Here is a 25477-nt window from a genome sequence, read left to right as displayed (position 1 = left end):
GCCGAGCAGGCGGTAGATGCCGGGCTGGAGCGGTCGGCCGTCGTACGTTGGGTGCGTCGCTTCCGTGTACGACGCAGCTCAAGCCACTGGCTGGACGCGCCGAGGGCCGCCGTCCGCGCGCAGTCACGGGAGGTGGGTTCCAGAGCCTGGAGAGCCAGCCATGAAGAAGCCGGTGGAGTCGAGCGGCGGCGTGCCCGCGGTGCAGGTGCTGCTGTCGCCTGCCAACGTCTGGCGGGCCGGGCTCGCCGTGGCGGCCGTCGTCGCGGTGGCCTTCTTCCTCCGGTTCGTGCTCACCGACGCGGGTCCGCTGATCGCCATGCTGGTGATGGCGTGGTTCCTCTCGCTGGCCATGGAGCCCGCCGTGCGCCGCATGTCGCGGCGCATGCCACGGGGCAGGGCGACACTGCTGGTGATGACGCTGTTCATCCTGGCCTTCGTGATCTTCCTCGTGCTGTTCGGCAGCATGTTCGTGCAACAGGTCGCGGTCTTGCTGAAGGCCCTGCCCGAGGTCATCACCGGCGTCGTCGACTGGGTCAACACCCGGTTCGGCACCCGTTACGAGATCTCCGACATCCTCCACTCCATCAACCTCACCCCGCAGCAGGCGGCCGAGTACGCGCAGGGTGCGCTCGGCGGGATCCTGGGTCTGCTGGGCACGGTAACCGGAACGGTGTTCAACCTGTTCACCCTGGCGCTGCTGACGTTCTACTTCTCGGCCGACGGGCCGAGGCTGCGCCGGTGGCTCGCGCAGCTGCTGCCCGGCCGGGTCCAGCAGGTCTTCATCAGCGTCTGGGACGTGTCCATGATCAAGACCGGCGGCTACGTCTCCTCCCGGCTCATTCTGGCCACCATCAACGGCACGGCCTCGGCCCTGGTGTTCCTGCTGCTCGGCATGCCCTCCTGGCTGGCGCTCGGGGCGTGGACGGGGCTGGTCGCCCAGCTCGTGCCCACCATCGGCACCTACATCTCCATCGCCCTGCCGGTGGTGGTGGGGCTGGTCTCGTCCCGGCCCTGGATCGGCGTGGCCGCGTTGGCCTGGGGCATCGTGTACCAGCAGGTGGAGAACCTGACGCTGGAGCCGAAGATCAGTTCGCGGGCGGTGGACATCCATCCCGGGGTGTCCTTCGCCGCCGTGATCCTGGGGGCGTCGCTGTTCGGCGCGATGGGTGCGCTGCTGGCCATCCCGGTGGTGGCCATGCTGCTGTCGCTGGTCGACACGTTCGCCACGCGTCAGGAGTTCCGGGAGGTCATGGCCGCCGAAGCGGCGCCGCCGAAGGGCGGACCCGGGGAAGCGCCGCCGCCGAAGGGCGGGCACGGTGCGCCGCCGCCGAAGTGACGTGCCCTCCGGCGGGTGGAGCGGGGGGCCGGTCAGCCCTGGGGATAGCCGGGGATCCGGCGACGCTGGGTCGCGGTGCCGACCCAGTGGACGAGGTCCAGCACGACCGCCACGGCGATCCAGAACCAGTCCACTCCTCTGAGTCCGACACCGGGGATGTAGAGGATCACGTACATCAACGTGGTGAACGGCAGGAAGATCAGGCCGAGCAGGGGCCAGATCCAGGTGTCGAAGGCGGCGCTCACCAGCGCGGGCCGCGCCACCCAGATGATGAAGACGGCGAGTCGTGGAAACAGCCCCGCAAAAACCGCGAACAAACAGCCCATGGCAGCCCCCGCCTCTCCATCACGCCTCACCAGAAAGAGGGCGAAGTGGATGGTCCCCGTGACCACGGCCGCTCACCCTCGACGACGGGCATGAAAAGGCCCTGCTTCCGTTTGCCTGGCCGATGCCTTCTCGGCGTGCTGGGGGCCGAATCCGAAAGGCTGCACAGATTTGCCCCATGGAAATCTTTTGCCTCCTCGCGGTGGCCGCCCGATCGGAAAGGGGGGATCAGAAGCAGGGAGGGCGGGTCTGGCAGAGGTTGCCCCCGTACGTGCCGTGATGTGGGGTGCTGCCCTCTGGACCACCTGTTCGTCGACGCAACCGATCAGAAGGAAACAGCCCCATGAGCCACCTCATCGCGATCTCCTACCCGGACGTCGCCACCGCCATCGCCGTACGTGATCGCCTCGCCGACCTGCAACGGCAGAACCTGATCACGATGGAGGACATGGCCATCGTCGAACGCCGGGCCGACGGCACGATCAAGCTGCTCCAGACCAAGGGGACGACCGGCATGGGGGCGGCCGGCGGAGCGGTGTGGGGTGGCCTGATCGGGCTGTTGTTCTTCATGCCGCTGTTCGGCATGGCGCTGGGCGCCGCCACCGGAGCGGCCGCTGGAGCGCTGACCGACGCCGGCGTCAACGACGAGTTCATGAGGGAGCTCGCCGACACGCTGGAACCCGGCACCGCCGCGCTGTTCGTCCTGGTCGTGCAGAGCACCCCGGACAAGGTGATCCCGCAGATCCAGTCGTACGGCGGGCATGTCATCCAGACCTCGCTCAACCGCGAGGAGGAAGCGCAGCTGCGCGAGATGATGGAGGGGACCGGCGCCCGGTGAACGGAACCGTCTCGCGCCACCACGGATCCGTGGCGCGCACGGCCGAGCCTCGCTGACCGCGCGGCCACCACCGAGAGAGGTCGCCATGGGGAAGGTGCCCGATCCGGCCGACGGTCATCGGTCGCCGGCCGGCGGCGCCCACAAGGACTACACCGGTGCCGTCTACGGATCACTGCTCGCCGCCTCGGTGGTGGCGGGCACCGCGTCGCTCGGCAGGTTCCCGCGCCTGGAGATGATCGTCTTGCTGCTGGGGACCAGCGTGGTGTTCTGGGCCGCTCATGTGCACGCCCGCCTGTTCGGCGCCCGTGCGGTCTTCCAGAGCATGAGCGTGGCCGACATCCGCCGGGCCTGCGCCGAGGAATGGCCGATCGTCACTGCGGCCGTGCCGCCGGCCGTCGCCGTGGCCGTCGGACCGCTGCTGGGTCTCGAACCGCAGGGCACGGCGTGGCTGGCCATCGCGGTCGCGGTGGCCGGGCAGGTCGGCTGGTCGGCTGCGGCGGCCGTGGGGATCGGTGCCTCGTCTCGGATGGTCCTGGTCACGAGCGTGGTCAATCTGCTGCTCGGGCTGGTCATCGTGGTGCTGAAGGCCGCGTTCCAGCATTGAGCCGGGGTGGCCGGTCCGCCGCGTGGTGTGCCGGGAGCTTCCCGGGGCGGAAGTCCCAGTGAGTTTCGGATCGAGGGAGGTGGACGATGTGCCGCGGCGATCCCGTCCGTGAGGGTTTCCGCGCCGGTCCGGGCGGTGGGCTGCACCGGCGGGGCGGAACGTGACCGGCACCGGCCCGGACGCCTTCGCGAAGAGCCCTCTGGCCCCTCTGGCGCTGGCCCAGTTCATCTGCAGCTTCGCCGGCTCGAACATGAACGTGATGATCAACGACATCGGCCGGGACCTGGACACCACGGTGGAGGGCGTGCAGAGCACGATCACGCTGTTCCTGCTGATCATGGCCGTGCTGATGATCCCGTGCAGCAAGCTGACCGACCGCTGGGGACGCAAGAGGTGTTTCCTCGCAGGGCTCACCCTGTACGGGATCGGCGCTCTGACCAGCGCCTTTTCACCCAGCCTGGCAGTGCTGATCGTCGGCAACTCGGTCCTTGAGGGCGTCGGGACCGCATTGCTGATCCCGCCCGTCTACATCCTCGCGACGATGGCGTTCGACGATCTGCGGTCGCGGGCCAGGGCCTTCGGCCTGATCAGCGGACTGGGCGGGGTGGGAGCGGCGGCGGGCCCGCTGATCGGCGGATTCATCGCGACGGCGATCACCTGGCGGGCCGCGTTCGTCTTCCAGGCGGTGGTCGTCGCGGTGATCGTCTTCCTCAGCCGCCGGATCGCCGACCCGGTGGCGCCGGATCCGACCCGTCCCTTCGACGGCGCCGGGGCGGTCCTGTCGGCCGTCGGCATGTTCTTCGTGGTGTTCGGGATCCTCCAGGCGAGCAAGAACGCCGTGCTGATGGTGGCGTTCCTCGTCGTCGGGGCCGGGTTCCTGGTCTGGTTCCTCCTGCACATCCGCGCTCGGGAACGCGCGGGGAAGGAGCCGCTGCTCTCGACCCGGCTCTTCCGGAACCGCACGTCCAATCTCGGCCTCGTCACCCAGAACATGCAGTGGCTGGTGCTCATGGGGACGTCCTTCGTCGTCGCGGTCTTCCTGCAGAAGGTCCGCGGGTACAACGCGATCCAGACGGGCGTCATCTTCACGTCGGCGACCGTGGGGGTCCTGCTGACGTCGCTGGCGGCGGAGCGGCTCACCAGGAAGCACTCCCAGAAGAACCTGATCTCGGCGGGTTTCGCCATGACCGTGACCGGGATCGCGGTCCTGCTCGCCCTGGTCGGGGCGTCGTCGAGGGTCGTCGCCTTCGTGCCGGGGCTGCTGCTCATCGGGCTGGGCGTGGGCGTGATGCTGACCCCGTCGGTCAACGTCGTGCAGTCCAGCTTTCCCGAGGAGCAACAGGGCGAGATCTCCGGGCTGTCGCGCAGCGTGTCCAACCTCGGCTCGTCGTTCGGCACGGCGATCGCGGGCACGATCCTCATCTCCGGGCTGGCCGAGGGGAACCGGTCCTATGCGCTCGCCATGATCGCTCTTGCGATCTTCGCCCTGGTGGGGCTGGGCGCCGCGATCCGGCTGCCCGCTCGGTAGGCCATGAGGTTCACCGCCCGTCCGGGGCGGCGCCCTCAAGTTGTTCGTCGAGGGCGATGGCCGCCGCGATGAGCGCCAGATGGGTGAACGCCTGCGGGAAGTTGCCGAGCTGCTCGCCCGACGGGCCGATCTCCTCGGCGAACAGGCCGACGTGGTTGGCGTAGGTGAGCATCTTGTCGAAGGCGTACCGGGCCTGCTGGAGCCGTCCGGCGCGGGCCAGGGCCTCGACGTAGAGGAAGCTGCACAGGTTGAAGGTGCCTTCCGATCCGCGCAGGCCGTCGGGGGACGCGGCCGGGTCGTAGCGATAGACGAGGCTGTCGCTGACCAGTTCCTTGTCGATGGCGTCCAGGGTGCTCAGCCAGGCCGGGTCGCGGGGGGAGATGAACCCGACCCGGGGCATGAGCAGCAGCGACGCGTCCAGCACGTCGGTGCCGTAGTGCTGGACGAACGCCTGCCGCTCGGAGTTCCACCCACGGTCGACGATCTGGTCGAAGACGGCGTCCCGGACACTCCTCCAGCGGACGAGGTCGGCGGGACGGGAGTAGGCGGTGGCCATCCGGATGCCGCGGTCGAAGGCGACCCAGGTCATCAGGCGGCTGTAGGTGAACTCCTGGCGCCCGCCACGGGTCTCCCAGATGCCTTCGTCGGGACGGTCCCAGGTGTCGGCCAGCCAGTCGAGCAGCTTGGCGAAGGACCGCCAGCCGCGGATGCCGCCGACCTCCTGGGCCTGGGCCAGGGCGTCGGCGGCCTCACCGTAGATGTCGAGCTGGAGCTGGTCGGCGGCGGCGTTCCCGGCCCGTACCGGCCGGGACTGCCGGTATCCCTCCAGGTGGCCGAGCACTTCCTCGGTCAACAGGGGATCTCCGTCGATCCGGTACATGATCTGCAGCGGCTCACCCGAGGCGCGGCCGACGATCAGGCGTTCACGCAGCCACGTACGGAAAGCCTGGGCCTCCTCGACGAAACCGAGGTCGATCAGGGCGCGGACGGACAGGGAGGCGTCGCGGACCCAGGTGTAGCGGTAGTCCCAGTTGCGCTCGCCGCCGATCTGCTCCGGCAGTCCCATCGTGGCGGCGGCGATCGGGGCGCCGGTGGGCGCGTACGTCAGGAGCTTGAGCGTGATCGCCGAACGGTTCACCATGTCACGCCAGCGACCCCGGTACCGGGACGCGCGCAGCCAGTCGTGCCAGAAGTCACGGCAGGTCTCGAAGCTGTCGCGCGCGCTGTCGGGGGTAACGGGCGGCACGGGCTGGTCGCCGTCGCTGTCGCTGGTCAGGACGATCGCGGCCGTCTGGCCGGCCTGGAGGGTGAAGTCCGCCACGACGTCCTCGCCGTCGGGGCGCAGGGTGATGGGGCCGGCGGCCTGCAGGTGCAGGTTCGTGCCAGGGCCCTGGAAGACCGCTGATCGCTCGTCGTGGAGGGCGAGCGTGTGCGGTGCCCGCCCGTAGTCGAAGCGGGGACGGCAGGTGAACGTGAAGGGCAGGCTCCCGCGGACCACCCGGGCGAGCCGCACCAGGCGGTGCCGGCCGGAAGGCGTGGCGGAGGTGTTCGGTTCCATGTAGTCGGCGACCTCGCCGACGCCGCCGGGGCCCATGAAACGGGTGACGAGGATGGCGGTGTCCGGCAGGTAGAGCTGCCGGACGGTCGTCTCGTCGGCCCGGTCCACGTCGGCGGCCAGCCGGCAGTGCCCACCGCGCCCGCTGTCGAGGATGGACGCGAAGAGGCTCGGGGAGTCGAACCGGGGCGTGCACCACCAGTCGATGGTGCCGTCGCCGGAGACGAGCGCGGCGGTCTGCAGGTCTCCGATCATGCCGTGGTCCGCGATCTGCGGGTAGCCGTTCATGGATGCCTCCGTTGTTCGCCGGACATACCGGACGACTGCCTCCGGACGTGTCGCCTGAGCGACCGTGCCCGGGGGGAACGGAGCAGTCTTTTCAGGCTAACTCCTGACTTGACGTGAAGTCATCCGGGGGAGGGCCGTTCCTTCTCGTCCTGGTGAGCGCCGGGGGTTCCGCGGCGTGTCCCGTGCCGGCGGTGGTTGGGTGGTGGGGTGCGTGACTACCGCTCGTGGCGGGCCTCCGCCCTGCTGCCTATGTCCGGTTCGTGGTGGGCGCCGGTGTCGCGTGGTGTCGCGGCCGGGGTCACGGTGTCGGCGGTGCTCCTCGCCGGCGGGTGCGGCAGGGAGGAGCGGGCGGTGCGAGGGCTCCGCTGGTCCGATTGCGGTGACGGGTTCGAGTGCGCGGCGTTGCGGGTGCCGCTCGATCACGGGGAGCCCGACGGTGAGCAGCTTGAGCTCGCGGTCGTCCGGCTGCCCGCGAGCGGGCCGCGGCTCGGCTCCCTGGTGGTGAACCCCGGCGGGCCGGGGGCCTCCGGGGTCGAGTACGCCAGGGCCGCCCGGCTCGCGGTGAGCGCGAAGGTGCGGGAGCGGTTCGACGTCGTGGGGTTCGATCCCCGCGGGGTGGGACGGTCGGCGCCGGTCGAATGCCTCGACGACGAGCGGCTCGACGCGTTCGTGGCCATGGAGACCACGCCCGACACCGCCGCGGAGCAAGGGGAACTGGAGGCCGCGGCGCGGAGGTTCGCGGCAGGCTGCCGGCAGCACGCCGCCCGGCTGCTGCCCCACCTCGGGACCGTGGACGTCGCCCGCGACCTGGACCGGCTGCGTCAGGCCCTGGGCGACCGGAAGCTCACCTATCTCGGCAAGTCGTACGGGACCTTCCTCGGGGCTGTCTATGCCGATCTGTTCCCTGACAAGGTGCGGGCGCTCGTGCTGGACGGCGCCCTCGATCCGGTTGGCTCGCGGGTGCGGATGAACGCGGAGCAGGCGGTGGGGTTCGAGAAGGCGCTGCGCGCATACGTCGAGGACTGCCTGAGCGGCCGGGACTGCCCGTTCGCCGGACGCGATGTCGAAGCAGCGATGGACGAGGTCGGGGCCCTGCTCCGCCGTGCCGACGCCCGGCCCTTGGAAGGGGGTGGGCGGCCGGTCAGCGAGGCGCTGGTCACCCTCGGAGCGCTGACGCCGCTCTACGACCGCGCCTCCTGGCCGGAGCTCACCGAGGCGCTGCGCCGGGCGCTGAAGGGCGACGGCTCTCTCCTGCTGCGGAACGCCGACCAGCTCGCGGGCAGGCAGGACGACGGCACCTACTCCAACCAGCTGGAGGCCGGCCTGGCGGTCAACTGCGTCGACGGCCCGTATCCGACGACGGCCGCGGCCTTCGCGACGGACGCGGCGGAGACGTCCAGGGAGGCGCCCCGGTTCGGGCCGTACATCGTGTGGTCGTCGCTGCCGTGCGCCTTCTGGCCGGCTCGGCCGACCTTCTCGCCACATCCGCTGACCGCCGAGGGCGCTCCTCCGATCCTGGTCGTCGGCACGAAACGCGACCCGGCGACGCCGTACGGGTGGGCTCGGGCATTGGCGGGGGAACTCCGGTCCGGCGTGCTGCTCGGTTACGACGGCGACGGGCACACGGCGTACGGGGGCGGCTCGCCGTGCGTGGACGACGCCGTCGATCGGTATCTGGTGGAGGGGGTGCCGCCGGGAGATGGCGTGATCTGTCCCGGCATCCAGTGATCAGGAGGAGCAAGAACCCCTCGATCTCCTGTAGACTCCTTCAAGCCGTACGGCACGCCGCCTTAGCTCAGTCGGCCAGAGCACTTCACTCGTAATGAAGGGGTCTGGGGTTCGAATCCCCAAGGCGGCTCCCAGTTCTGAAGGCCCTCTCGGATGTTCCGGGAGGGCCTTTTGCGTGGCCGTACAGCAGTGCCGTTGCGAGGCAGCGGGCAAGGCCCGTCGATGGCATCGCCCGGCGCTGGGCGGCTCCCTGGTTGAGCGGGGATAGGAGACTGTCAACGGAAGGTGATTGATCCAACACGGTGAGTTGCGGCATGGTGCTCTAGCCCTGTTCAACGCACCCTCGGAGGGACAATCATGCTGCTTGTTCGCCGTCTTCTGTCCGGAGCCGTTCTCGTCACCACCGTCAGTGCGGGTCTCGTCCTGCCTGCCGCGGCCTCCGCTCCGAACCCCTTGTGCATCGACGTCACCAACGATCGCGGCAACGGGGTCCGGATCTACCAATGGGAATGTCAGTCCGGCAACAACAACCAGAAGTTCGTGATCGACGGAGGCCAGATCAAGATCAAGGACACGCTGGGGACGTCGCGGCCGATGTGTGTGGACGCCACCAACCACCGCGGCAACGGGGTCCGGATCTACCAGTGGGAGTGCCAGGCCAACAACGACAACCAGAGGTTCGTGATCGACGGGGGCCAGATCAAGATCAAGGACACGCTGGGGACGTCGCGGCCGAAGTGCATCGACGTCACCAACGACCGCGGCAACGGGGTCCGGATCTACCAGTGGGAGTGTCAGGCCGGCAACGACAACCAGAGGTTCGTGATCGACGGCGGTCAGATCAAGATCAAGGACACGCTGGCCTGAGCGAACGGGTCGGCGGCGGGGGCTGGGTCTGCGCGTGCGGACCGGCCCCCGCTGTCTTCGTCGGGGGAACCGGGTCAGGCGGTGAAGTCGCGGACGAGCTTGACGAAGTCGTCGAGGCGTTCGGCGCTGGAGACGTGGCCGGTGTCGAGTTCGAGGTAGGAGCTGCCGGGGATGGCGGCGTGGAGCTCGCGGGAGTTCTCCACCGGGATCAGGCCGTCATGGGCGGCGCCGACGACCAGCGTGGGGGCCTGGATGCGGGGGAGCAGGTGGCGCAGGTCCACGCGGCGGCCGAGGTCGATCTGGCGCAGGCGGCCGGGGTGCGGCTGGAAGTACGTCGCCCGGCTCTCCAGGTCCTCGGGGCTGAGGGAGTTGAGGTGGCGGCGGCTGAAGGCGGTCAGCATGGAGAAGCGGGCGAAGGCGTCCGGGGTGCCGGCCAGGCTCAGCCAGATCTGCAGGGCGGTGCGGAGGTAGGCGTCCTCGGTGTGGGCCCAGCCTGAGATCGGGATCAGGCGGCGGACCAGTTCGGGACGGGTGGCGGCGAGGGACAGCGCGACCACCGCGCCCAGGGAGAAGCCGAGCAGGTCCACGGGCGCCTTGCCGGAGTGCTCGATGACGGCTGCGAGCTGCCGGGTCAGGCCCTCGACGGTCAGGGGGGCGCCGTCGTCCTCGGCGAGGTCGCTGCCGCCGAGGTCCGGGAGGATCACGGTGTTGCGGTCGGTGAAGTGGCCGGCGACGCCGTCCCAGGTCACCGACCCCGGGCCGGTGCCGTGCAGGAGCACCAGGGCGGGGCCGTCGCCGAGGGTGCGGTAGGCGACGCGGGTTCCGGAGACGGTCAGGTGGTGGGTCATGGACGTCACCGTGCCAGCCGGCGTGCCGGATGAGGAGCGGACCGGACTCCCTAGGACAAGGAGTCCTAGACTGCGATATTTCGTGATGTTGCAGGATGGGGTGCATGGATCGCGAGGAGCTTGCCGATTTCCTTCGCCGCTCGCGGGAGCGGCTGCTGCCCGGCGAGGTGGGGCTGCCGTCGGGGCCGCGCCGCCGTACCCCTGGGCTGCGGCGGGAGGAGGTGGCTCAGCTCGCGGGCATGTCGGCCGACTACCTGATGCGGTTGGAGCAGGCACGCAGCCCGCAGCCGTCCACCCAGTTGCTGGGCGCGCTGGCGCGGGCGCTGCGGCTGACGGGCGACGAACGCGACCACCTCTACCTGCTGGCCGGGCACCGTCCACCGGCCGGGCCGCGGGCGGGCGAGCACGTCAAGCCGAGCCTGCTCTACCTGCTCGACCGCCTCGTCGGCACCCCGGCGCAGGTGCTGAGCGACCTCGGTGACGTGCTGGCGCAGAACGCCATGGCCGAGTCGTTGTTCGGGTGCAGTTGCACGGTCGAGCAGCCCGACCGCAACATCGTGTGGCGCTGGTTCAGCGATCCGCTCAGGCGCGAGGCGTATCCGGAGGAGGAGCACGCCGAGCGCTCCCGTGTGCACGTGGCCGACCTGCGCGCGGCGGTGGTCCGCCGTGGCAACGACGAGCCGGCCCGGGCGCTGGTCGAGCGTCTGCGCCGGGCCAGCCCGGAGTTCGTCTCGCTGTGGGAGCGTCACGAGGTCGCGGTACGCCGCAGCAGCCGCATGCGGATCCGGCATCCGGCCATCGGCGCGATGGAGTTCGACTACGAGGTGCTGCTGGCCCCGGACGAGGACCAGCGGCTGCTGATCTTCGCGCCGCCGCCGGGGTCGAAGACGTTCGAGGCGTTGGAGCTGCTGCGGGTGGTGGGTCCGGAGACCGCGCACCGGAGCCATCGCTAGCCGCCGCCCGGAAAATGCCATGTCAGCGCGCATGTCAGGGCGATGACGGTCCGGCGTCAGGGCGGTCCGGGATGGTTGGTTCATCACCGGTTCGGGGATTGCGGCCCGACAGCTCTGAAAGGCGTATAAATCATGACGAACGACGGCGTTTCCGTGAACAGCCAGGCCGAGCGCCCGGAGCTGCAGAAGATCATCCAGGAGATCGTGGACTCCGGCTTTGTCGGGATGCAGTTGCGCGTGAACGACGAGCGGGGTGAGTGGGTCGGCAGCGCGGGGGTGCGCGAGCTGGGCGATCTCGCCGAGCCGCCCACGAATGGTCGGTTCCGGGTCGGCAGCGTCACCAAGACCTTCACCGCCGCCCTCGCCCTGAGCCTCGTGGCCGACGGCACGATCGCGCTGGACGACCTCGTGGACGACCACCTGCCCGAGTACGGCCTGGACCGCCGGATCACCGTGCGGATGCTGCTCCAGCACACCAGCGGCGTGTTCAACTTCACCGGCGAGTACTACGAGGACGGGACCGTCGTGCCGGGCATCGTCTGGTCGGGCAAGGAGTGGGTGGACGACCGCTTCAGGACCTACCAGCCGGAGGAGCTGGTACGGCTCGCGCTGTCCAAGCCCGCCCGCTTCGAGCCGGGGACGGACTGGAGCTACTCCAACACCAACTACGTGCTGGTCAGGCTGCTGATCGAGAAGGTCACCGGCCGGCCGTTCGCCGAGGAGATGCGGCGGCGCGTCCTGGAGCCGCTCGGGCTGAAGGACACCGTCGTGCCGGGCACCGACACGGAGATCGCCGGGCCGCACGCCCACGCCTACTACCGGTACGAGGAGGACGGCCAGGAGAAGACGGTCGACGTCACCCGCCAGAACCCCTCCTGGATCTCCACCGGCGGCGACATGATCTCGACCACCAAGGACCTGCACGCCTTCATCTCCGGCCTGCTGGGCGGCAGGCTGCTGCCGTCCCACCTGCTGGCCGAGATGCGCGACGTCCACCCCAAGGTCGGCTACGGCCTGGGGCTGTTCGTCCAGGACACGGGGACCGGAGGCGGCACCGTCATCACCCACAACGGCGGCATCGCGGGCTCGGCGGCGCTGATGTACAGCACGCCCGACGGCGGCACGACCCTGACCGCCTCGGTGACCTACGTGGACGACGCCGCGATGTCCCAGGCGGCGGCGTTCCAGACGGCCGTGCAGCGGCTGGTCGAGGAGGTCTTCGGCGGGGGAGCGGCCGACTAGACCCCCGAGGACGCCCCCAAGCCCGGGTGGCAGGTGATCGACTGTCCGGTTCCGGACACGGAGGTGGACCTGCCGCCCGGCAGGCGTATTCCTGGAGGGTCGCGTGCCTCTGAGTCCGAGGACCGGCGGGAACACAGGAGCTCCTCAGAGGAGGACACGTGGCCAGGGGCGAATCCATACCGAACTACGAGCAGCTGTTCGACGTCGAACTCGACCACCGGCAGGAGGACGAGGCCCGTACGGTGTTCTCGCCGGGCGCCTACCTCGTGGACCTGCTGGGGCTCATCGAGAACGTCTTCCGGCAGCCGTCCCTGCTCGACCGGGAGCGCCGGCCGGATCTGCGGAAGATCCTGCTCGACGCCGAGAACACGTTCACGGAGTCGCCCTACCTCGACATCGTCGTGGAGGTGTTGGAGAAGCTCGTCGGGCAGGACCCGTACGAGGTGATGCGCGGGCTGGCCTTCCCGTTCTCGATGCCGTTCTCGCTGCGGGAGGAGCGGTTCAGGAACCACCTGGGCCGGTTGCGGCTGGGCCCGGACGAGCTCTACCGCCTCTTCGCCCCGGACGCCGACCCCGGCACGGTGGCCCGGCTGTATCTCGGCCTGTCCCCGGAGGACGTCACCAACGCGACGACGGCCGCGACGAGCGAGACGCAGGTCAAACGCCTCTACGGGCTGCCGGACCAGGACCGGCTGAACGTGCTGGAGAACGTCGGGCGCTTCCGCGAGGCCACCGGGCTGACCGCGCTGGAGCTGCGGGAACTGCTCGTGCAGGCGGAGGACCCGGACCGGCCGCCGGCGAAGTTCTTCGTCAACCTCGGCGGCGCACCGGTGACGATGTCCGAGGACGGCGCCAAGCTGGGCACCGTCGTGGACGGCAGGCCGGGGCCGGTCCCGCCGTACTGGTTCGACCGGGTGAGCAGGCTCGTCCGGCTGGCCCGCAGGACCGGCCTGAGCACCACCGACCTCGACCGCGTGCTCACCTCCTGCTGCGGCGGCGTCCTGGACGCGGCCGCGCTGCGGACCCTCGCGGTGGTGGTCCACCTGGCGCGCGGCCACGACCTCGCCGTCGACGACGTGTGCGGGCTCGTCGTGCCGATCCGCCCGGCCGGGCTGGAGGACCTGCCGCGCGTCTCGGGCGACATCATGGCCCCGCACAACAAGGAGTACCGGCGCAGGCTGGCACGTTCCATCGGCACGACGGAGAGCGACCTGGCCGAGGTCGTACGGCGCTACCGGGAACGTTACGACGCGCTGGAGCCGAGCCCGTTCGACCGGGGCGAGATCGGGCTGCCCGCGATCGTGCTGCTCCAGCGGGCCGGGCGGTTCGTCTCGACGCTCGGGATCTCGGCCGGCGAGCTGTTCGACCTGATGGAGGTCCTGGAGAGCGACCCGTCGGTGCTGCGCCACTCCACGTTCTCCGTGCTGGGCACGGTCGAGCCGGGCACCGGCGACTGCCACCGCATCCTGGAGGGTGCCGATCCGGGCTCCTGCCTGTGGCTGGCGCAGACGTTGCAGGCCCTGGCCCGCTGGACGCAGGCCGCCGGGTTCGGCAGCCGCGAGCTGGTCGAGATCCTGGGCGGCCGGTCGGCGGCGCGCGACGACGCGGACCAGGTCGGCGTCCTGGAGAGCCTCAACCAGCGGTTCGGGACGGTCGCCCGCGCGCCCGCCCTGTTCGCCGGCGACCGGTTCGGGGAGCGGGCGGCGCAGGCCGTCCACGACATCCTGGGCGGCCACGGGCGCGGGGTCGTCTCGGCCCGGGACGACCGGCTGCTCCGGCTCGACCCGGCCGAGGCCGAGGCGGCCGCGTACGACGCGGTGACCGGGCTGGGGGTGATCGTCGCCGACGACTTCACCGGGCTCGGGCTCGGCGAGCGGACGGCCGGGAAGATCTACGCCCAGCTCGTCTTCTGCGGACGGCTGCGCGCCGACGGACGGCTGGTCACCGAGGACATGCCGGTGAGCGACCACGGGCTGCGGCTGGAGCGGGACTTCGAGTCCTTCAGGGAGCCGCTGTTCAAGCTGATCAACAGCGTGTCGAACGGCACCTCGTCGTTCTACCCGTCGGACCTGGCCACGCTCGGCGGCCTGACGGAGGAGCAGCAGGCCGAGCTGTACGACAACCTGATCCACCACGGCTACATCGACGCCGACGGCGCGGTGTCCTCGCCCGGCTTCTTCGCCGACGAGGAGAACGTCGGCCGCCTCCTGCTGAACGCCGGCCTGACCGACGTCGCCCCGGCCGTGCTCGACGAGCTGCGCGCCCGGATCGAGCAGTTCGGCCGGGAGCCGCTGGCGCTCGACCCCGAGATCTTCGCCGGGCGCCGGCTGAACGCCGTCCGGCTGGCCGAGAGCCTGCGCTTCAACGGCTACCTGGACGCGGACGGGAACTACCTGGACAAAGTGGCGCTGGCCGGGCTCAGGATCGACGACTTCGCGCTCGCGCCGGAGTTCTACCCGCACCGGCGGTTCGTCCTGGACGCGATCAGGCAGCAGATCGCGGCGCTGGAGGAGGAGCTGTACACCTTCACCGCCGACGACTTCGCCGACGTCGCGGACGAGGCCGTCGCGCAGCGGGTGCTGGACGCGCTCGACGGCGCCTACCTCCGCGACGGCCGGGTGGCCGCCGACCTGGACGGCCTGACGCTGGGCGACGGGTTCACGGCGGCGGAGACGGCCGTCGTGGCGGCCCGGATCGAGGAGTGCGTACGGGACGAGAAGCCGTACAGGCTGGACATGGAGGCGCTCGGGGAGCTCGGGTTCGACGAGGAGGAGCAGGGGCGGGTGGCCGCGATGCTGGTCGCGGCCGGGCACCTCGACGGCGCGCACGCGGTGCGCCGCGAGGCCCTGGACCGCTTCCGCAACGTCGGGAACGCGCTGGAGTTCACGCTGCCGGGCCTGGAGGACTTCGCCAAGGACGTCTTCTTCCTGCTGCACCCGGTGGCGGTGCGGACCGCGGAGGCGGTCAGGGAGATCACCGCCGCGCTGGAGCGCGGGGCGCGGGCGCAGGAGACGGCGCTGACCTCCGTGCTCGCCGACGGGTTCGGCGTGCCGGAGGCGACGGTCGCGGCGATCTGCGCCGGGGTGGCCGGCAGCCTGCCCGAGGCGCTGGAGGTGCTGGTCCCGCCGGTCCTCGCGGCCGGGGACGAGAGCGGCGAGGTCACCGCCGTGCCCGCCGACCCGCACCTGCGGGCCGTCTACCGGCGAGTCCGGCGCTTCGCGGCGCTGGCCGGGAAGCTCGGCATGGACCCCACCGAGGTCGCCGTCGCCTTCCAGGACCAGGACCTGACCGGAAAGTACCCCGAGCCGCTGGCGCTGCCGCCGAACGTCGAGACCATCGACGCCGTGCTCAGGAGCGGCGACGGGAACATCTACCTGTTCGCGCCCGGCGGCTACTGGGTGTACTCGGGGACCACGTACGAACTGGCTGACCCCCGGCCGAAGCCGCTGATCGAGCTGGCGCCCAGATTCGCGGAGCTGACCGGCGTGGACGCCGCCTTCGCGCATCCCGGCGGCGCCGAGTGGATCATCGGCCGCGGCCTCGACGGCGCCTCCCACCTGTACGTCAAGGAGCCCGGCAGCATCCGCTGGGCCCCGCGCGACCAGGTGTGGGGCAAGGTCAGGAACAACTTCGACGCCCCGGGGCGGATCGACAGCGCCTTCGTGGACGAGGACGGCCGGACCTATTTGTTCTGCGGCGACCAGTACGTCCGCTACTCGGGCTCGGACTACTCGGCCGTGGACGAGGGCTACCCGCGCGGCCTCGCGGAGTGGTGGTCGGCGGAGGGCCACGACACCCCGCTGCCCGCGGACTTCCGGGCCTCGCTGGACGCGGCCTTCCAGGACGGGGACGGCCGCACGCACCTGTTCACCGGCGGCCGTCACCTCGACACCGAGCGTGGCGAGCAGCCCGTCTCCGCCCGCTGGGGACGCGTACGCAACGCCTTCGACGGCGCCGAGCGCGTGGACAGCGCGTTCGTCGGCGGCGACGGCCTGGTCCACCTGCTGCGCGGCAACCAGGTGGTCGCCTACTCCGACAGCCTGGAGAACGACGGCGTACGGGTGGACGACGGCTACCCGAGACGGATCGAGTCCCGCTTCCGCGGCCTGCCCGGCGAGTTCGAGACGGGGATCGAGGCGGCCTTCACCGACTCCGGCGGGCTCGTCCACCTGTTCAAGGACGGCCGGACGATCGCCGCCGGCGACTCCGGCGTGGGCGTGCCGGAACCGACGGCCGAGCGCTGGGGCAAGGTCGCCGACGCGCTGCCCGGCGGCGTGGTGGACTCGGGGCTGACCGGGCTCGACGGCCGGACCTACCTGTTCAGCGGCGAGCGGTACATCAGGTACTCCGGCGCGGACTACTCGGTCGTGGACCTCGGCTACCCGCGCCGCATCGCCGGCGACTGGGGCGGCCTGCGCCGGGTGAACGCCTCCTTCGTCATGGACGGCGGGACGTACCTGTTCGGCGTCGGCGGGCGGCTGTTCGACCTGCCCCTGGCCCAGGTGCCCGAGCTGGACGCCGGGCGGCTGTCGCCCGCGCTGCGCCGCCGGTTCCTGGAGCACGGCCTGTCCTTCGCCGAGGACGCGCGGGCGCGCGGCGCCGCCCCGGAGTGGCACGTGCGCACCGAGCAGGGCGTCGAGGTGACCCTCAGGAGCGACCCGCTGCACATCGAGGCGCACGCGGACGGCGGCGACTTCTACGTCCGCTACTCCACCAGGGACTACACCGTGCCCGACGCCGGCTACCCCAGGCCGGTGTCCGACAACTGGTGGAACCTGCCCGCCACGCTGGCGGCCGACCCGCGCTTCGCGGTGATCGACGCGGTGTTCACCGGGCCGGACGGGCGGACGTACCTGTTCTCCGGTGACCGGTTCGTCGTGTTCGACAGCAGGCACCGCTGGTGGTCGGAGCCGCGCACGCTGGCCGAGCACTGGGACAGCCTTCCGTTCGGCAGGGTGGACGCGGCCTTCGTCGGCAAGGACGGCAGGACGTACGTGTTCTCCGGCGGCCGGTACGTCCGCTATTCGACCGGCGACTACACCGAGATCGACGACCGTTACCCGGCGAACGTCCAGACGTTCTGGGGCAACGTGGTCAGCCGGATCGCCAGGACGGGACGTGTGGACGCCGCCCTGGTCATGGACGCGACCGAGCGCGTGGACGGCGCCGAGGTGACCAGCCGCTACACCTATCTGTTCTCCGGCGACCAGTACGTCCGCTACGCGGGCGACGACCTCACCCACGTCCAGGACGGTTACCCGCGGGCCCTGTCGGCCCTGTCGCGGGAGCCGCGGCTGGCCGGCCTCGACGTCACGCTGGACGGCGTGGACGCGGCCTTCGCCGACCGCCGCAACGTGTACCTGTTCCGCGGCACGAGCTGCCATGTCGTCTCCGACACCCTGTACCGCCGCTACGACGACCTGGCGATCGGCGGCGTCACCTGCGCCTTCGTCGAGGACGGCACGGTGCTCACGCAGGACGCGAACGGCTGGAGCAGGCGTCCGGCGCTGGAGGGGCCGCGGGCCGCCCCGGTGCGGGCCAGGCCGCGGCTGCTGCGGACGGTGCCGGAGGAGTTCAGGACGGGGCTCGACGCGGTGCTGAGCGGCGCGGACGGGCACGCGTACCTGTTCAAGGGGGCGTCCTGCTACAACACCCGGCTGAACAGGGAGTACCCGCTCGCGGAGGAGTGGGGACGACCACGTAACACGATTTATCAGGACAACACGGTGGATGCGGCCTTCGTTGGCCGGGACGGGAAGACGTACCTGTTCAGCGGCGACCAGTTCGTCGCCTACACCGACGTGAACTCCGCCATCGACGGCGAGCCGCGCCCGATCGCCGCCCACTGGGGCGGCCTGGAGAACGTCACGCTCGCCTACGTGCGGGCGGGCAGGACCTACCTGTTCGAACGCCCGGACGCCGACGGCGCCCTGCGGTACGTCGTCTACTCGGGCGCCGACTACACCCGGCCCGACGACGGCTACCCGGCGACCGCCGACGAGAGCTTCTGGGACGTCCCCGAGCCCTACCGCGTGCCCGGCCGTCCCGTGCCGGACGCGGTGCTGTTCGAGGGCGACACCATGCTCCTGCTGTTCGGCGAGCGGTTCGTGCAGTTCGACGAGAGGACCCGCGAATGGTCCTACCCGCGGCCCGCCGAGCGCGTCTGGCGCGGGTTCGGCCACGGCCTGGAGCCGGGCGACGCCCTGCGCACGGCCTTCACCGCGCCGGACGGCTCCACGTACTTCTTCTTCGCCGAGCGGTACGCCAGGTACGCCGACCGGGCCTTCGGGCCGCTGGAAGCCGTCCGCGAGCGGTGGGGCAGGTTGCCCAACCCGTTCGTCGCCGACGACGCCACCGCCCGGGTGGACGCCGCCTACGTGCACCGGGGCGAGACGACGTTCCTGTTCTCGGGCGACCACTACGTGCGTTACAGCGGCCCGGAGTACCGCTACGTCGATCCCGGCTACCCCAAGAAGATCATCGGCAACCTGCGGCACGAGGAGGCGTTCGCCAACCTGCCGGAGTCGTTCGACGACGCCATGCAGGACCGGGTGGGGACGCGGATGATCGACGCCGTCGTGGGCAACGACCGGACGGTGCACGTCCTGGCCGGCGGCATCTGCCACGTCGTCTCCCGGGCGGCGGCCGGGGTCGTGGAGCTGGCGGCGCTCGGCCTGGTCAGGAACACCGTCGCCGAGCGGGAGAAGGTGGACGCGACCCTGGTCAATGGCCCGTACACGTACCTGTTCTGCGGCGACCAGTACCTGCGTTACACCGGCACCGAGTACGAGTTCGCCGACGACGGCTACCCCCGCACGATCGACGGCACGCTGGCCGACGAGCTGGGCATCCGCAGGCCCCTGCCCGACGCGTTCGCCGACGGCCTCGACGCGGCCTTCCGCACGCCGGACGGCACGACGTACCTGTTCAAGGGCGCGGAGTACCTGCGCGCCGACGGCACGGCCGCCCCCCGGCCGATCACCGAGCAGTGGGGCAAGGTGCGCAACGCCTTCGCCGAGGGCAAGGTCGTGGACGCCGCCTTCGCCGCCCCCACCGGCGAGCTGTACGCCTTCAGGTCCGGCCAGTACGTCCGCTACCGCCCCGGCGAGCTGGAACACGTCGAGGAGGGCTACCCCCGTACGGTCAAGGACGACTGGGGCGACCTGCCGGCCCGCTTCGAGACCGGCCCCGACGGCGCCTTCGTCTTCGAGGGCCGCACCTACCTGTGCCAGGGCCCCGAGTACGCGCGCTACTCCGCCGGGTACGACGCCGTGGACCGCACCTTCCCGCAGCGCTTCGCCCACCGCTGGTCGGACACGGCCGAGTACCGGCTGAGCGACGTGCACACGATCACCAGGTTCGTGGACCTCGTCCGGTCGCGGCCCGACGGCCTGGCCGCGTTCCTGCTGGACGGCCCGGCCTCGGTGGAGGACCCGTACCGCCGCCTGGCCGAGCTGTTCGGCTGGGACCCCGACGAGATCAGGTGGGCCAGGCGCAACGCGGCGCTGCTCACGCCCGTCACCCCCGAGGAGGAGCGCTTCGAGGTCGAGTTCCTGCTCAGGCTGGTCGACCTGTTCGCGGTCACCGACCGGCTGGGCGGCGCGCCGTCCACGCTGTACGCCGACGTCTGGCGCAACGCGTTCGGCGGCGACCTGGACGCGGCCGCCACGGCCCTGTACGGCCTCGTCGAGCACCTGCACGGCCCGGAGGAGTGGACGGCGCTGTCGGCGGCGATCCACGACGAGCTCAACGTGCTCAAACGCGACGCCCTGGTCACGGTCGCGGCCGGGGCCGGAACCCCGCAGGACCTCTACGACCGTTTCCTGATCGACGTGGAGACGGGCGGCCAGGGCCGCACCTCCCGCGTGCGCGAGGCCATCGCGGCGGCCCAGCTCTACCTGCACCGCTACCTGCTCGGCCTGGAACAGGTCACCCCGCGCGACGGCGACGACCCGGACGGGCTCCGGCAACGGCTGAAGACCTGGTGGGCCTGGATGCGGAACTACCGCGTCTGGGAGGCCAACAGGAAGGTCTTCCTCTACCCCGAGAACTACCTGCGCCCCGAGCTGCGCACCGCGAAGACCCCCGCCTTCGAGGCCCTGGAGGACGACCTGCTCCAGGGCGAGATCACCCGGGACAAGGTCGAGCGCGCCTACAAGCGCTACCTCGACGAGTACACCGAGGTCTCCAGGCTGGCCGTCGCGGGCGGCTACGTCTACGCCGAGGACGGCGCGGACGCGGGCGTCCGGCGGCTGGTCCTGTTCGGCAGGACCAGGACCGAGCCGCGGCGCTACTACTGCCGAGAGGCCGAGTTCAGGGACGGCGCGAAGCTGTCGGCCACCTGGGAGCCGTGGCTCAAGGCGGACGTGCAGATCGAGTCCGAGCGGGTGTACCCGGTGCACGCGTTCGGCCGGGTGTTCGTGTTCTGGCCGGTCGTCGAGACGGTCACGCCGGAGGACCCGTCCGGGACCAAGATCACCGCCAAGCGGACGGGCGAGACGCAGGAGGTCACCGCGCCGCCGCCGGCGCATCGGGTACGGATCTCCTACTCCTTCCGCAACCTCAACCACGAGTGGGTGGCCGCCCAGGTGCTCCCGGTCGAGGAGCGGCGGGACGCGCCGATCACGGACGTGCGCCTCTACGTCCAGGCGTCCGCCACAGTGCCCACCACAGTGCCCGGCGAGAGCGCCGACGCGCACGACTCGATCGTGATCACCTGCTTCTCCAAGGTGGACGGCAAGGAGACCCACTCCTCCTTCGCGCTCACCCCCGAGCTGTACGCCGTCCGCGTGGAGGGCGTGCCCGAGCCGCTGCGGGCCTCCCGGCTGGACCGGATCTTCGACGAGCCGGTCGAGGAGTCCAAGGTCGTGCGGCTCACGATGCCGGCGCACGAAGAGCTCGAAAGCGGCGCCTGGCTGAGCGTGGACCACAAGGGCGGCAGCTTCCTGTGCCGTCCGGTCAGCCCGCCCGGCGGCGACGTCAGACCTCAGCCGCTCAGTGCGAACACCGACAGGCTGCCCACCGGCTGGAACCCGATCGACGCCGCGTTCGAGCTGCCCGACGGCACCCGCTACTTCTTCAACAACGCCAACCGCTTCTACGTCGAGGTCGGCCCCGACCGCCCGGACGCCACCCGGCTGAGCAGGCTGCCGGTCGCCGGCCGCTGGGGCCACGTGTCCACCCAGCTGTACGAGTCGGGCGTCGTGGACGCGGCCCTGGTGCGCGGCGGGCAGACGTACCTGTTCGCCGGGCCCGTCTACTACCGCTACTCGGGCCCGCCGTTCGGCCTGCCGGACGAGGGCTACCCGAAGCAAATCGCCACCAACGACGAGCGCCTGCCCGGCTGGCCGAAGGTGGACGCGGCCGGGACGCTGCCCGACGGCAAGGAGTACTTCTTCTCCCGCGACCTCGGCTACGTCGACTCGTCCTCGCTGGACACGCCGCGCAAGCTGCCCTGGACGCCGCCCGGCGGGGCCAGGGTGGACACGATCCTGCTGCGCGAGAAGGCGTTCGTCTTCTCCGGCGACCAGTACTTCCGCTTCTCCCCGGACGGCGACCTGGACAAGGGGTATCCGCGCCCGCTGGCCAAGAACACCGACGGCCTGCCGCAGTCCGGCCGGGTCGGGGCCGCCTTCGTGCTCGGCGAGGGCGCCTGGTTCTTCGACAACGCGGCCAGGACGTACGTCTCCATCACCTCCAAGGACCGCAAGGAGTACACGCAGAGCGGCCCGTACCCGACCAGGGACCTGGGCAAGGTCGGGACGCTGGTCACCCGGAAGGGCGTGGACGCGGCCTACGTGGCGGGCGGCCGGCTGTACCTGGCCAGGGGCCTGGAGTACGTCCGCTACACGCTGAACGGCGGCACGATCCCCGACGTGGCCGACCGCGGCTACCCCAAGCCCATGGACCAGGCGGTCCGGGCCGTCTTCACCCGCGCCGGCCGCCGGTACGTCCTGTCCGGCACCGACTACGCCGTCCTCGAGCCGGGGCGGGAGCTGGGCGACGACCTGGTCTTCTCCCCGGTCGCCGGCAACTGGGGCGGGCTGCCCGACGGCTGGCAGGCCCGGCTGACCGGCGTCCTGGACAGCCGGGACCTCTTCCTGTTCCTCGGCGCCGAGTACGTCAGGTACGCCCCCGAGCGCCCCTACGAGGTCGCCTCGCTGCCGCACGAGATCGTCCGGCTCACGTCGAGCACGGCGTACCGGCTGAACAAGGCGCTGCTGACCGGCGGGGTGGCCGAGCTGCTCGCGCCGCGCACCCAGGAGATCGACGAGCTGCCCGCCTTCAGCGAGACCGTCTCCGGGCCGACCACGATCAAGGTCGGCCCGCAGGTGGTCGCGCAGGGCTACCCGACCAGCTCGCACCTGGACTTCCAGAGCGGCAACGGCATCTACTACTGGGAGGTCTTCTTCCACGCCACCGTGCTCATCGCCCAGGCGCTCAACGGCGCCCAGCGCTTCGACGAGGCCCGCACCTGGTACGAGTACGTCTTCGACCCCACCCAGCCGCGGTACTGGCGGTTCCTGCCGTTCCTGTCGGCGGACGTCAAGGCGCTGGTCACCGGCTGCCGCGAGGACCTGCGGGAGATCGGCGCGGAGGCCGACAAGGTGGCCGGGGCGCTGAACCCGATCCTGCGCGCGCTGGAGGCGCTGGCCCCGGCGTACCAGGCGCACGACCTGTCCGCGGACGAGGAGGGCTACCTGACCGGACTCGCCTCGGACGGGCTGCGGGAGGTCGAGCGCGCGCTGGCCGCCACCGGTGTCCCGGCACGGGCCCGCCGCGCGCTGGACGGCCTCGGCGAGAAGGTCGCCATGATCGGCCGGCTGCGCCGCCAGTACGACCTGGCGGGCGACTGGGACACGATGATCCGGACGTACATGGACGACCCGTTCGACCCGCACGCCATCGCGGACCTGCGTCCGGCGGCCCACCGGCGGGCGGTCGTGATGGCCTACGTCGACAACCTGCTCGACTGGGGCGACATGCTCTTCCGCCAGTACACCGGTGAGAGCCTGGACGAGGCCAGGATGCTCTACATCTTCGCCCACGACCTGCTCGGTCCGCGGCCGGAGGACCTCGGGCCGCGGGCGGTCACGCCGGCGCGCAGCTACGAGGAGCTGACCGCCGCCGAGCCGTCCCTGCCTGCCGGGAACGGCGTCCTCGCCGAGCTGACGGCGGGCGGGGCGCTGCTGAAGGGGCCGGGCGAGGTGCACGGCGGCATCGGCAACCCCTACTTCCACGTCCCGGGCAACAGCGTGTTCCTGGACTACTGGACCCGGGTCGAGGACCGGCTGCGCAAGATCAGGGCCTCGCTCGACATCATGGGGATCAGCCGTCCCGTGCCGTTGTTCGAGCCGCCCGCCGACGTGATGGCGCTGGTCAGGGGCGTGGCCGGCGGGGCTTCGCCCGACCAGCTCGCCCTGGCCGCCGCCGTGCCGGTGCCGCACTACCGGTTCTCCTTCACCTTCCGCAGGGCGCAGGAGCTGGTGGACAAGCTGCGGCAGTTCGCCGGCGACCTGCTCAACGTGCTGGAGCGGCGCGACGCCGAGGAGCTGGCGCTGCTGCAGAACAGGCAGGAGGGCACGATCCTCGGGCTCACCCGCGCGATCAAGGAGGCGCAGGTCCAGATCGCCACCGAGGGCCTTCTCGAACTCCAGGTGGGCCGGAAGAGCGCCGAGGAGCGGGCGCGCTACTACGAGGGCCTGATCGCCGGCGGCATGTCCCCGCTCCAGGAGGCCCAGATCGACGTCATGACCAGGGCCGCGGTCGCGCACTTCGTGGGGGCGGGGCTCAAGGTCGGCGCGGCGGTCGCCGCCGCCCTGCCGCAGGTCCTGATCGGCCCGTTCATCATCGGTACCGAGGAGGGCGGCATCCAGGTCGCCGACGCGCTGAACACCGGCGCCGACGTCGCGACGACCACGGCGGAGGGGCTCAGCGTGCTCGGCGAGCTGTTCGGCGTCCGGGCCGAGCAGGAGCGCATGGCCCAGGACTGGGCCTTCCAGCTCGCGGTCGCGCGGGCGGACGTGGCGCAGCTCGACCACCAGGTGGCCGGCGCCGAGCTCCAGGTCAAGGTGGCCCAGCGGGAGCTGGAGGTGCTCAGGCAGGAGATCGCCGACACCGAGGCGGTCGGCGCGTTCATGACGAACAAGTTCGCCAACGCGCAGCTCTACCAGTGGATGTCGGGGCGGTTGTCCGGGATGTACTTCCAGACGTACAACCTGGCCTACGAGATGGCACGTGCCGCGCAGCGGGCCTTCCAGTACGAACGCGGCGTGCCGGAGGGCGAGGCCGACCACATCCGGCCGGCGTACTGGGAGAGCCGGCGCAACGGGCTGCTGGCGGGCGAGAGCCTGTCGGTCGACCTGGAACGGCTCGGCCAGGCGTACCTGGAGAGCGACGCACGCGGCCTGGAGATCACCAAGAAGGTGTCGCTGCTGGCCCTCGACCCGCTGGCCGCGCTGAACCTGCGCACGACCGGGCGGTGCGAGTTCGCGCTCACCGAGCCGCTGTTCGACCGCGACTTCCCGGGGCACTACCGGCGGCGCATCAGGACGTTGTCGGTCACCTTCGAGGGGGCACAGGCGCCGATCGGGCTCAACGCCACGCTCACGCAGCTCGACAGCAAGATCGTGCTCAGCCCCGACCCCAAGGCCGTCAAGTACCTGATCGACCCGAAGGGCCAGATGCCCGGCACGCTGCGGGCCAACTGGCGGGCCGGGCAGCAGATCGCGCTGTCGGACCTGGAGGAGTACAAGGACAACAACGGCCTGTTCGAGCTGCGCTTCGACGACGACCGCTACCTGCCCTTCGAGGGCACGGGCGCGGTGTCCCGGTGGCGGCTGGAGCTCCCGGCCGGCGGCGCGCCCGCCCTGCGGGACGTGACGATCACCGTCAAGTACGCCGCCGAGCAAGGGGGCGAGCTGTTCGCCAACGCGGTGAAGGGCATGCTCAAGCCGTACCCGGCGGCCCGGTTCGTGGACGTCGCCACCGAGTTCCCCGAGCGGTGGGCGGCGTTCACGGAGGGCTCCGAGGACGTCCTGACGCTGCCGTTCACGGCCGGCATGTTCCCGGGCATGATCGGGCGGCAGATCACCGGCGTCTACGCGGCGTACCCGCCGGGGACGTCCGCGCGGCTGCTGATCAACGGCGACCGGCGGCTGGCGCTCGACGACGGCAAGCTGCTGCCCACCCCCGGCCTGCTGGTGGGCGGGCCGGGGTGGCCGCTCGCCGCGGAGGGCGACCGGACGACCCTCGGCGGCGTCGGCCTGGTCCTGACCTACCGCGCCGGCGTCCGGTGACCGTCCGGGGTGAGCGTTGAGGAGGGGAGGCGGGACGTCCGCGCCGGGCGTCCCGCGTCCTTGACAGG

At 71.1% G+C, this 25477-nt stretch carries 12 protein-coding genes and 1 tRNA gene; 10 read left to right on the top strand and 3 right to left on the bottom strand.

Translation table 11 applies throughout. The features are described from left to right. The first annotated feature begins 160 nt into the window (after positions 1 to 160). Positions 161 to 1336 (top strand): AI-2E family transporter, encoded by a 1176-nt coding sequence (locus ACWCSU_RS17690; RefSeq protein WP_449936048.1) that lies wholly within the window; start codon positions 161 to 163, stop codon positions 1334 to 1336. A 32-nt stretch (positions 1337 to 1368) separates the two neighbouring features. Here ACWCSU_RS17690 and ACWCSU_RS17685 read toward each other — a convergent pair whose 3' ends face one another. Beyond that, positions 1369 to 1728 (bottom strand): hypothetical protein, encoded by a 360-nt coding sequence (locus tag ACWCSU_RS17685; protein WP_364083940.1) that lies wholly within the window; start codon positions 1726 to 1728, stop codon positions 1369 to 1371. Between the two features lie 275 nt (positions 1729 to 2003). Between ACWCSU_RS17685 and ACWCSU_RS17680 the strand changes: the two genes are divergently transcribed. The 3 genes from ACWCSU_RS17680 (at position 2004) to ACWCSU_RS17670 (ending at position 4630) form a co-directional block, all read left to right on the top strand. Beyond that, positions 2004 to 2498: a DUF1269 domain-containing protein gene (locus ACWCSU_RS17680; RefSeq protein ID WP_357702154.1), complete on the top strand. Its 495-nt coding sequence runs from the start codon at positions 2004 to 2006 to the stop codon at positions 2496 to 2498. An 85-nt stretch (positions 2499 to 2583) separates the two neighbouring features. After that, the gene (locus ACWCSU_RS17675) at positions 2584 to 3102 is read left to right on the top strand and encodes a hypothetical protein (RefSeq protein WP_364083946.1); all 519 of its coding nucleotides are present in this window, start codon (positions 2584 to 2586) and stop codon (positions 3100 to 3102) included. 160 nt (positions 3103 to 3262) lie between these two features. Further along, positions 3263 to 4630, top strand: coding sequence for an MFS transporter (locus tag ACWCSU_RS17670; protein ID WP_357702158.1), 1368 nt, complete (start codon positions 3263 to 3265; stop codon positions 4628 to 4630). Between the two features lie 10 nt (positions 4631 to 4640). Here the strand turns inward: ACWCSU_RS17670 and ACWCSU_RS17665 are convergent, their stop codons facing one another. Then, a complete protein-coding gene (locus ACWCSU_RS17665; RefSeq protein ID WP_449936043.1) occupies positions 4641 to 6473 on the bottom strand; it encodes a glycoside hydrolase family 15 protein in 1833 nt (610 codons plus the stop codon). A gap of 207 nt (positions 6474 to 6680) precedes the next feature. Here ACWCSU_RS17665 and ACWCSU_RS17660 point away from each other — a divergent pair, with 207 nt between their 5' ends. The 3 genes from ACWCSU_RS17660 (at position 6681) to ACWCSU_RS17650 (ending at position 9068) form a co-directional block, all read left to right on the top strand. After that, complete coding sequence (locus ACWCSU_RS17660) at positions 6681 to 8201, top strand: alpha/beta hydrolase (protein WP_449936041.1); 1521 nt, start codon at positions 6681 to 6683, stop codon at positions 8199 to 8201. A gap of 56 nt (positions 8202 to 8257) precedes the next feature. Further along, positions 8258 to 8331 (top strand) — tRNA-Thr (locus ACWCSU_RS17655). A 227-nt stretch (positions 8332 to 8558) separates the two neighbouring features. Further along, a complete protein-coding gene (locus ACWCSU_RS17650) occupies positions 8559 to 9068 on the top strand; it encodes an RICIN domain-containing protein (protein ID WP_364084006.1) in 510 nt (169 codons plus the stop codon). A gap of 74 nt (positions 9069 to 9142) precedes the next feature. Here the strand turns inward: ACWCSU_RS17650 and ACWCSU_RS17645 are convergent, their stop codons facing one another. Next, positions 9143 to 9916, bottom strand: coding sequence for an alpha/beta fold hydrolase (locus tag ACWCSU_RS17645; protein ID WP_449936039.1), 774 nt, complete (start codon positions 9914 to 9916; stop codon positions 9143 to 9145). 104 nt (positions 9917 to 10020) lie between these two features. Here ACWCSU_RS17645 and ACWCSU_RS17640 point away from each other — a divergent pair, with 104 nt between their 5' ends. The 3 genes from ACWCSU_RS17640 (at position 10021) to ACWCSU_RS17630 (ending at position 25409) form a co-directional block, all read left to right on the top strand. Next, on the top strand, positions 10021 to 10869 hold the full coding sequence (locus tag ACWCSU_RS17640) for a helix-turn-helix transcriptional regulator (RefSeq protein ID WP_357702167.1): 849 nt from the start codon (positions 10021 to 10023) through the stop codon (positions 10867 to 10869). Between the two features lie 132 nt (positions 10870 to 11001). Further along, the gene (locus ACWCSU_RS17635; protein WP_357702169.1) at positions 11002 to 12111 is read left to right on the top strand and encodes a serine hydrolase domain-containing protein; all 1110 of its coding nucleotides are present in this window, start codon (positions 11002 to 11004) and stop codon (positions 12109 to 12111) included. 158 nt (positions 12112 to 12269) lie between these two features. After that, the gene (locus ACWCSU_RS17630; protein WP_449936037.1) at positions 12270 to 25409 is read left to right on the top strand and encodes a hemopexin repeat-containing protein; all 13140 of its coding nucleotides are present in this window, start codon (positions 12270 to 12272) and stop codon (positions 25407 to 25409) included. Positions 25410 to 25477 lie beyond the last annotated feature (68 nt).

This window comes from Nonomuraea sp. NPDC001699 (genome assembly GCF_053596455.1).
This window is presented reverse-complemented; position numbering and strand designations above follow the sequence as displayed.

Coding starts and splice junctions, on each gene's coding strand:
- ACWCSU_RS17640 (WP_357702167.1), top strand. CDS start 10,021: ATGGATCGCGAGGAGCTTGCCGATTTCCTTCGCCGCTCGCGGGAGCGG.
- ACWCSU_RS17645 (WP_449936039.1), bottom strand. CDS start 9,916: ATGACCCACCACCTGACCGTCTCCGGAACCCGCGTCGCCTACCGCACC.
- ACWCSU_RS17675 (WP_364083946.1), top strand. CDS start 2,584: ATGGGGAAGGTGCCCGATCCGGCCGACGGTCATCGGTCGCCGGCCGGC.
- ACWCSU_RS17680 (WP_357702154.1), top strand. CDS start 2,004: ATGAGCCACCTCATCGCGATCTCCTACCCGGACGTCGCCACCGCCATC.
- ACWCSU_RS17650 (WP_364084006.1), top strand. CDS start 8,559: ATGCTGCTTGTTCGCCGTCTTCTGTCCGGAGCCGTTCTCGTCACCACC.
- ACWCSU_RS17665 (WP_449936043.1), bottom strand. CDS start 6,473: ATGAACGGCTACCCGCAGATCGCGGACCACGGCATGATCGGAGACCTG.
- ACWCSU_RS17635 (WP_357702169.1), top strand. CDS start 11,002: ATGACGAACGACGGCGTTTCCGTGAACAGCCAGGCCGAGCGCCCGGAG.
- ACWCSU_RS17690 (WP_449936048.1), top strand. CDS start 161: ATGAAGAAGCCGGTGGAGTCGAGCGGCGGCGTGCCCGCGGTGCAGGTG.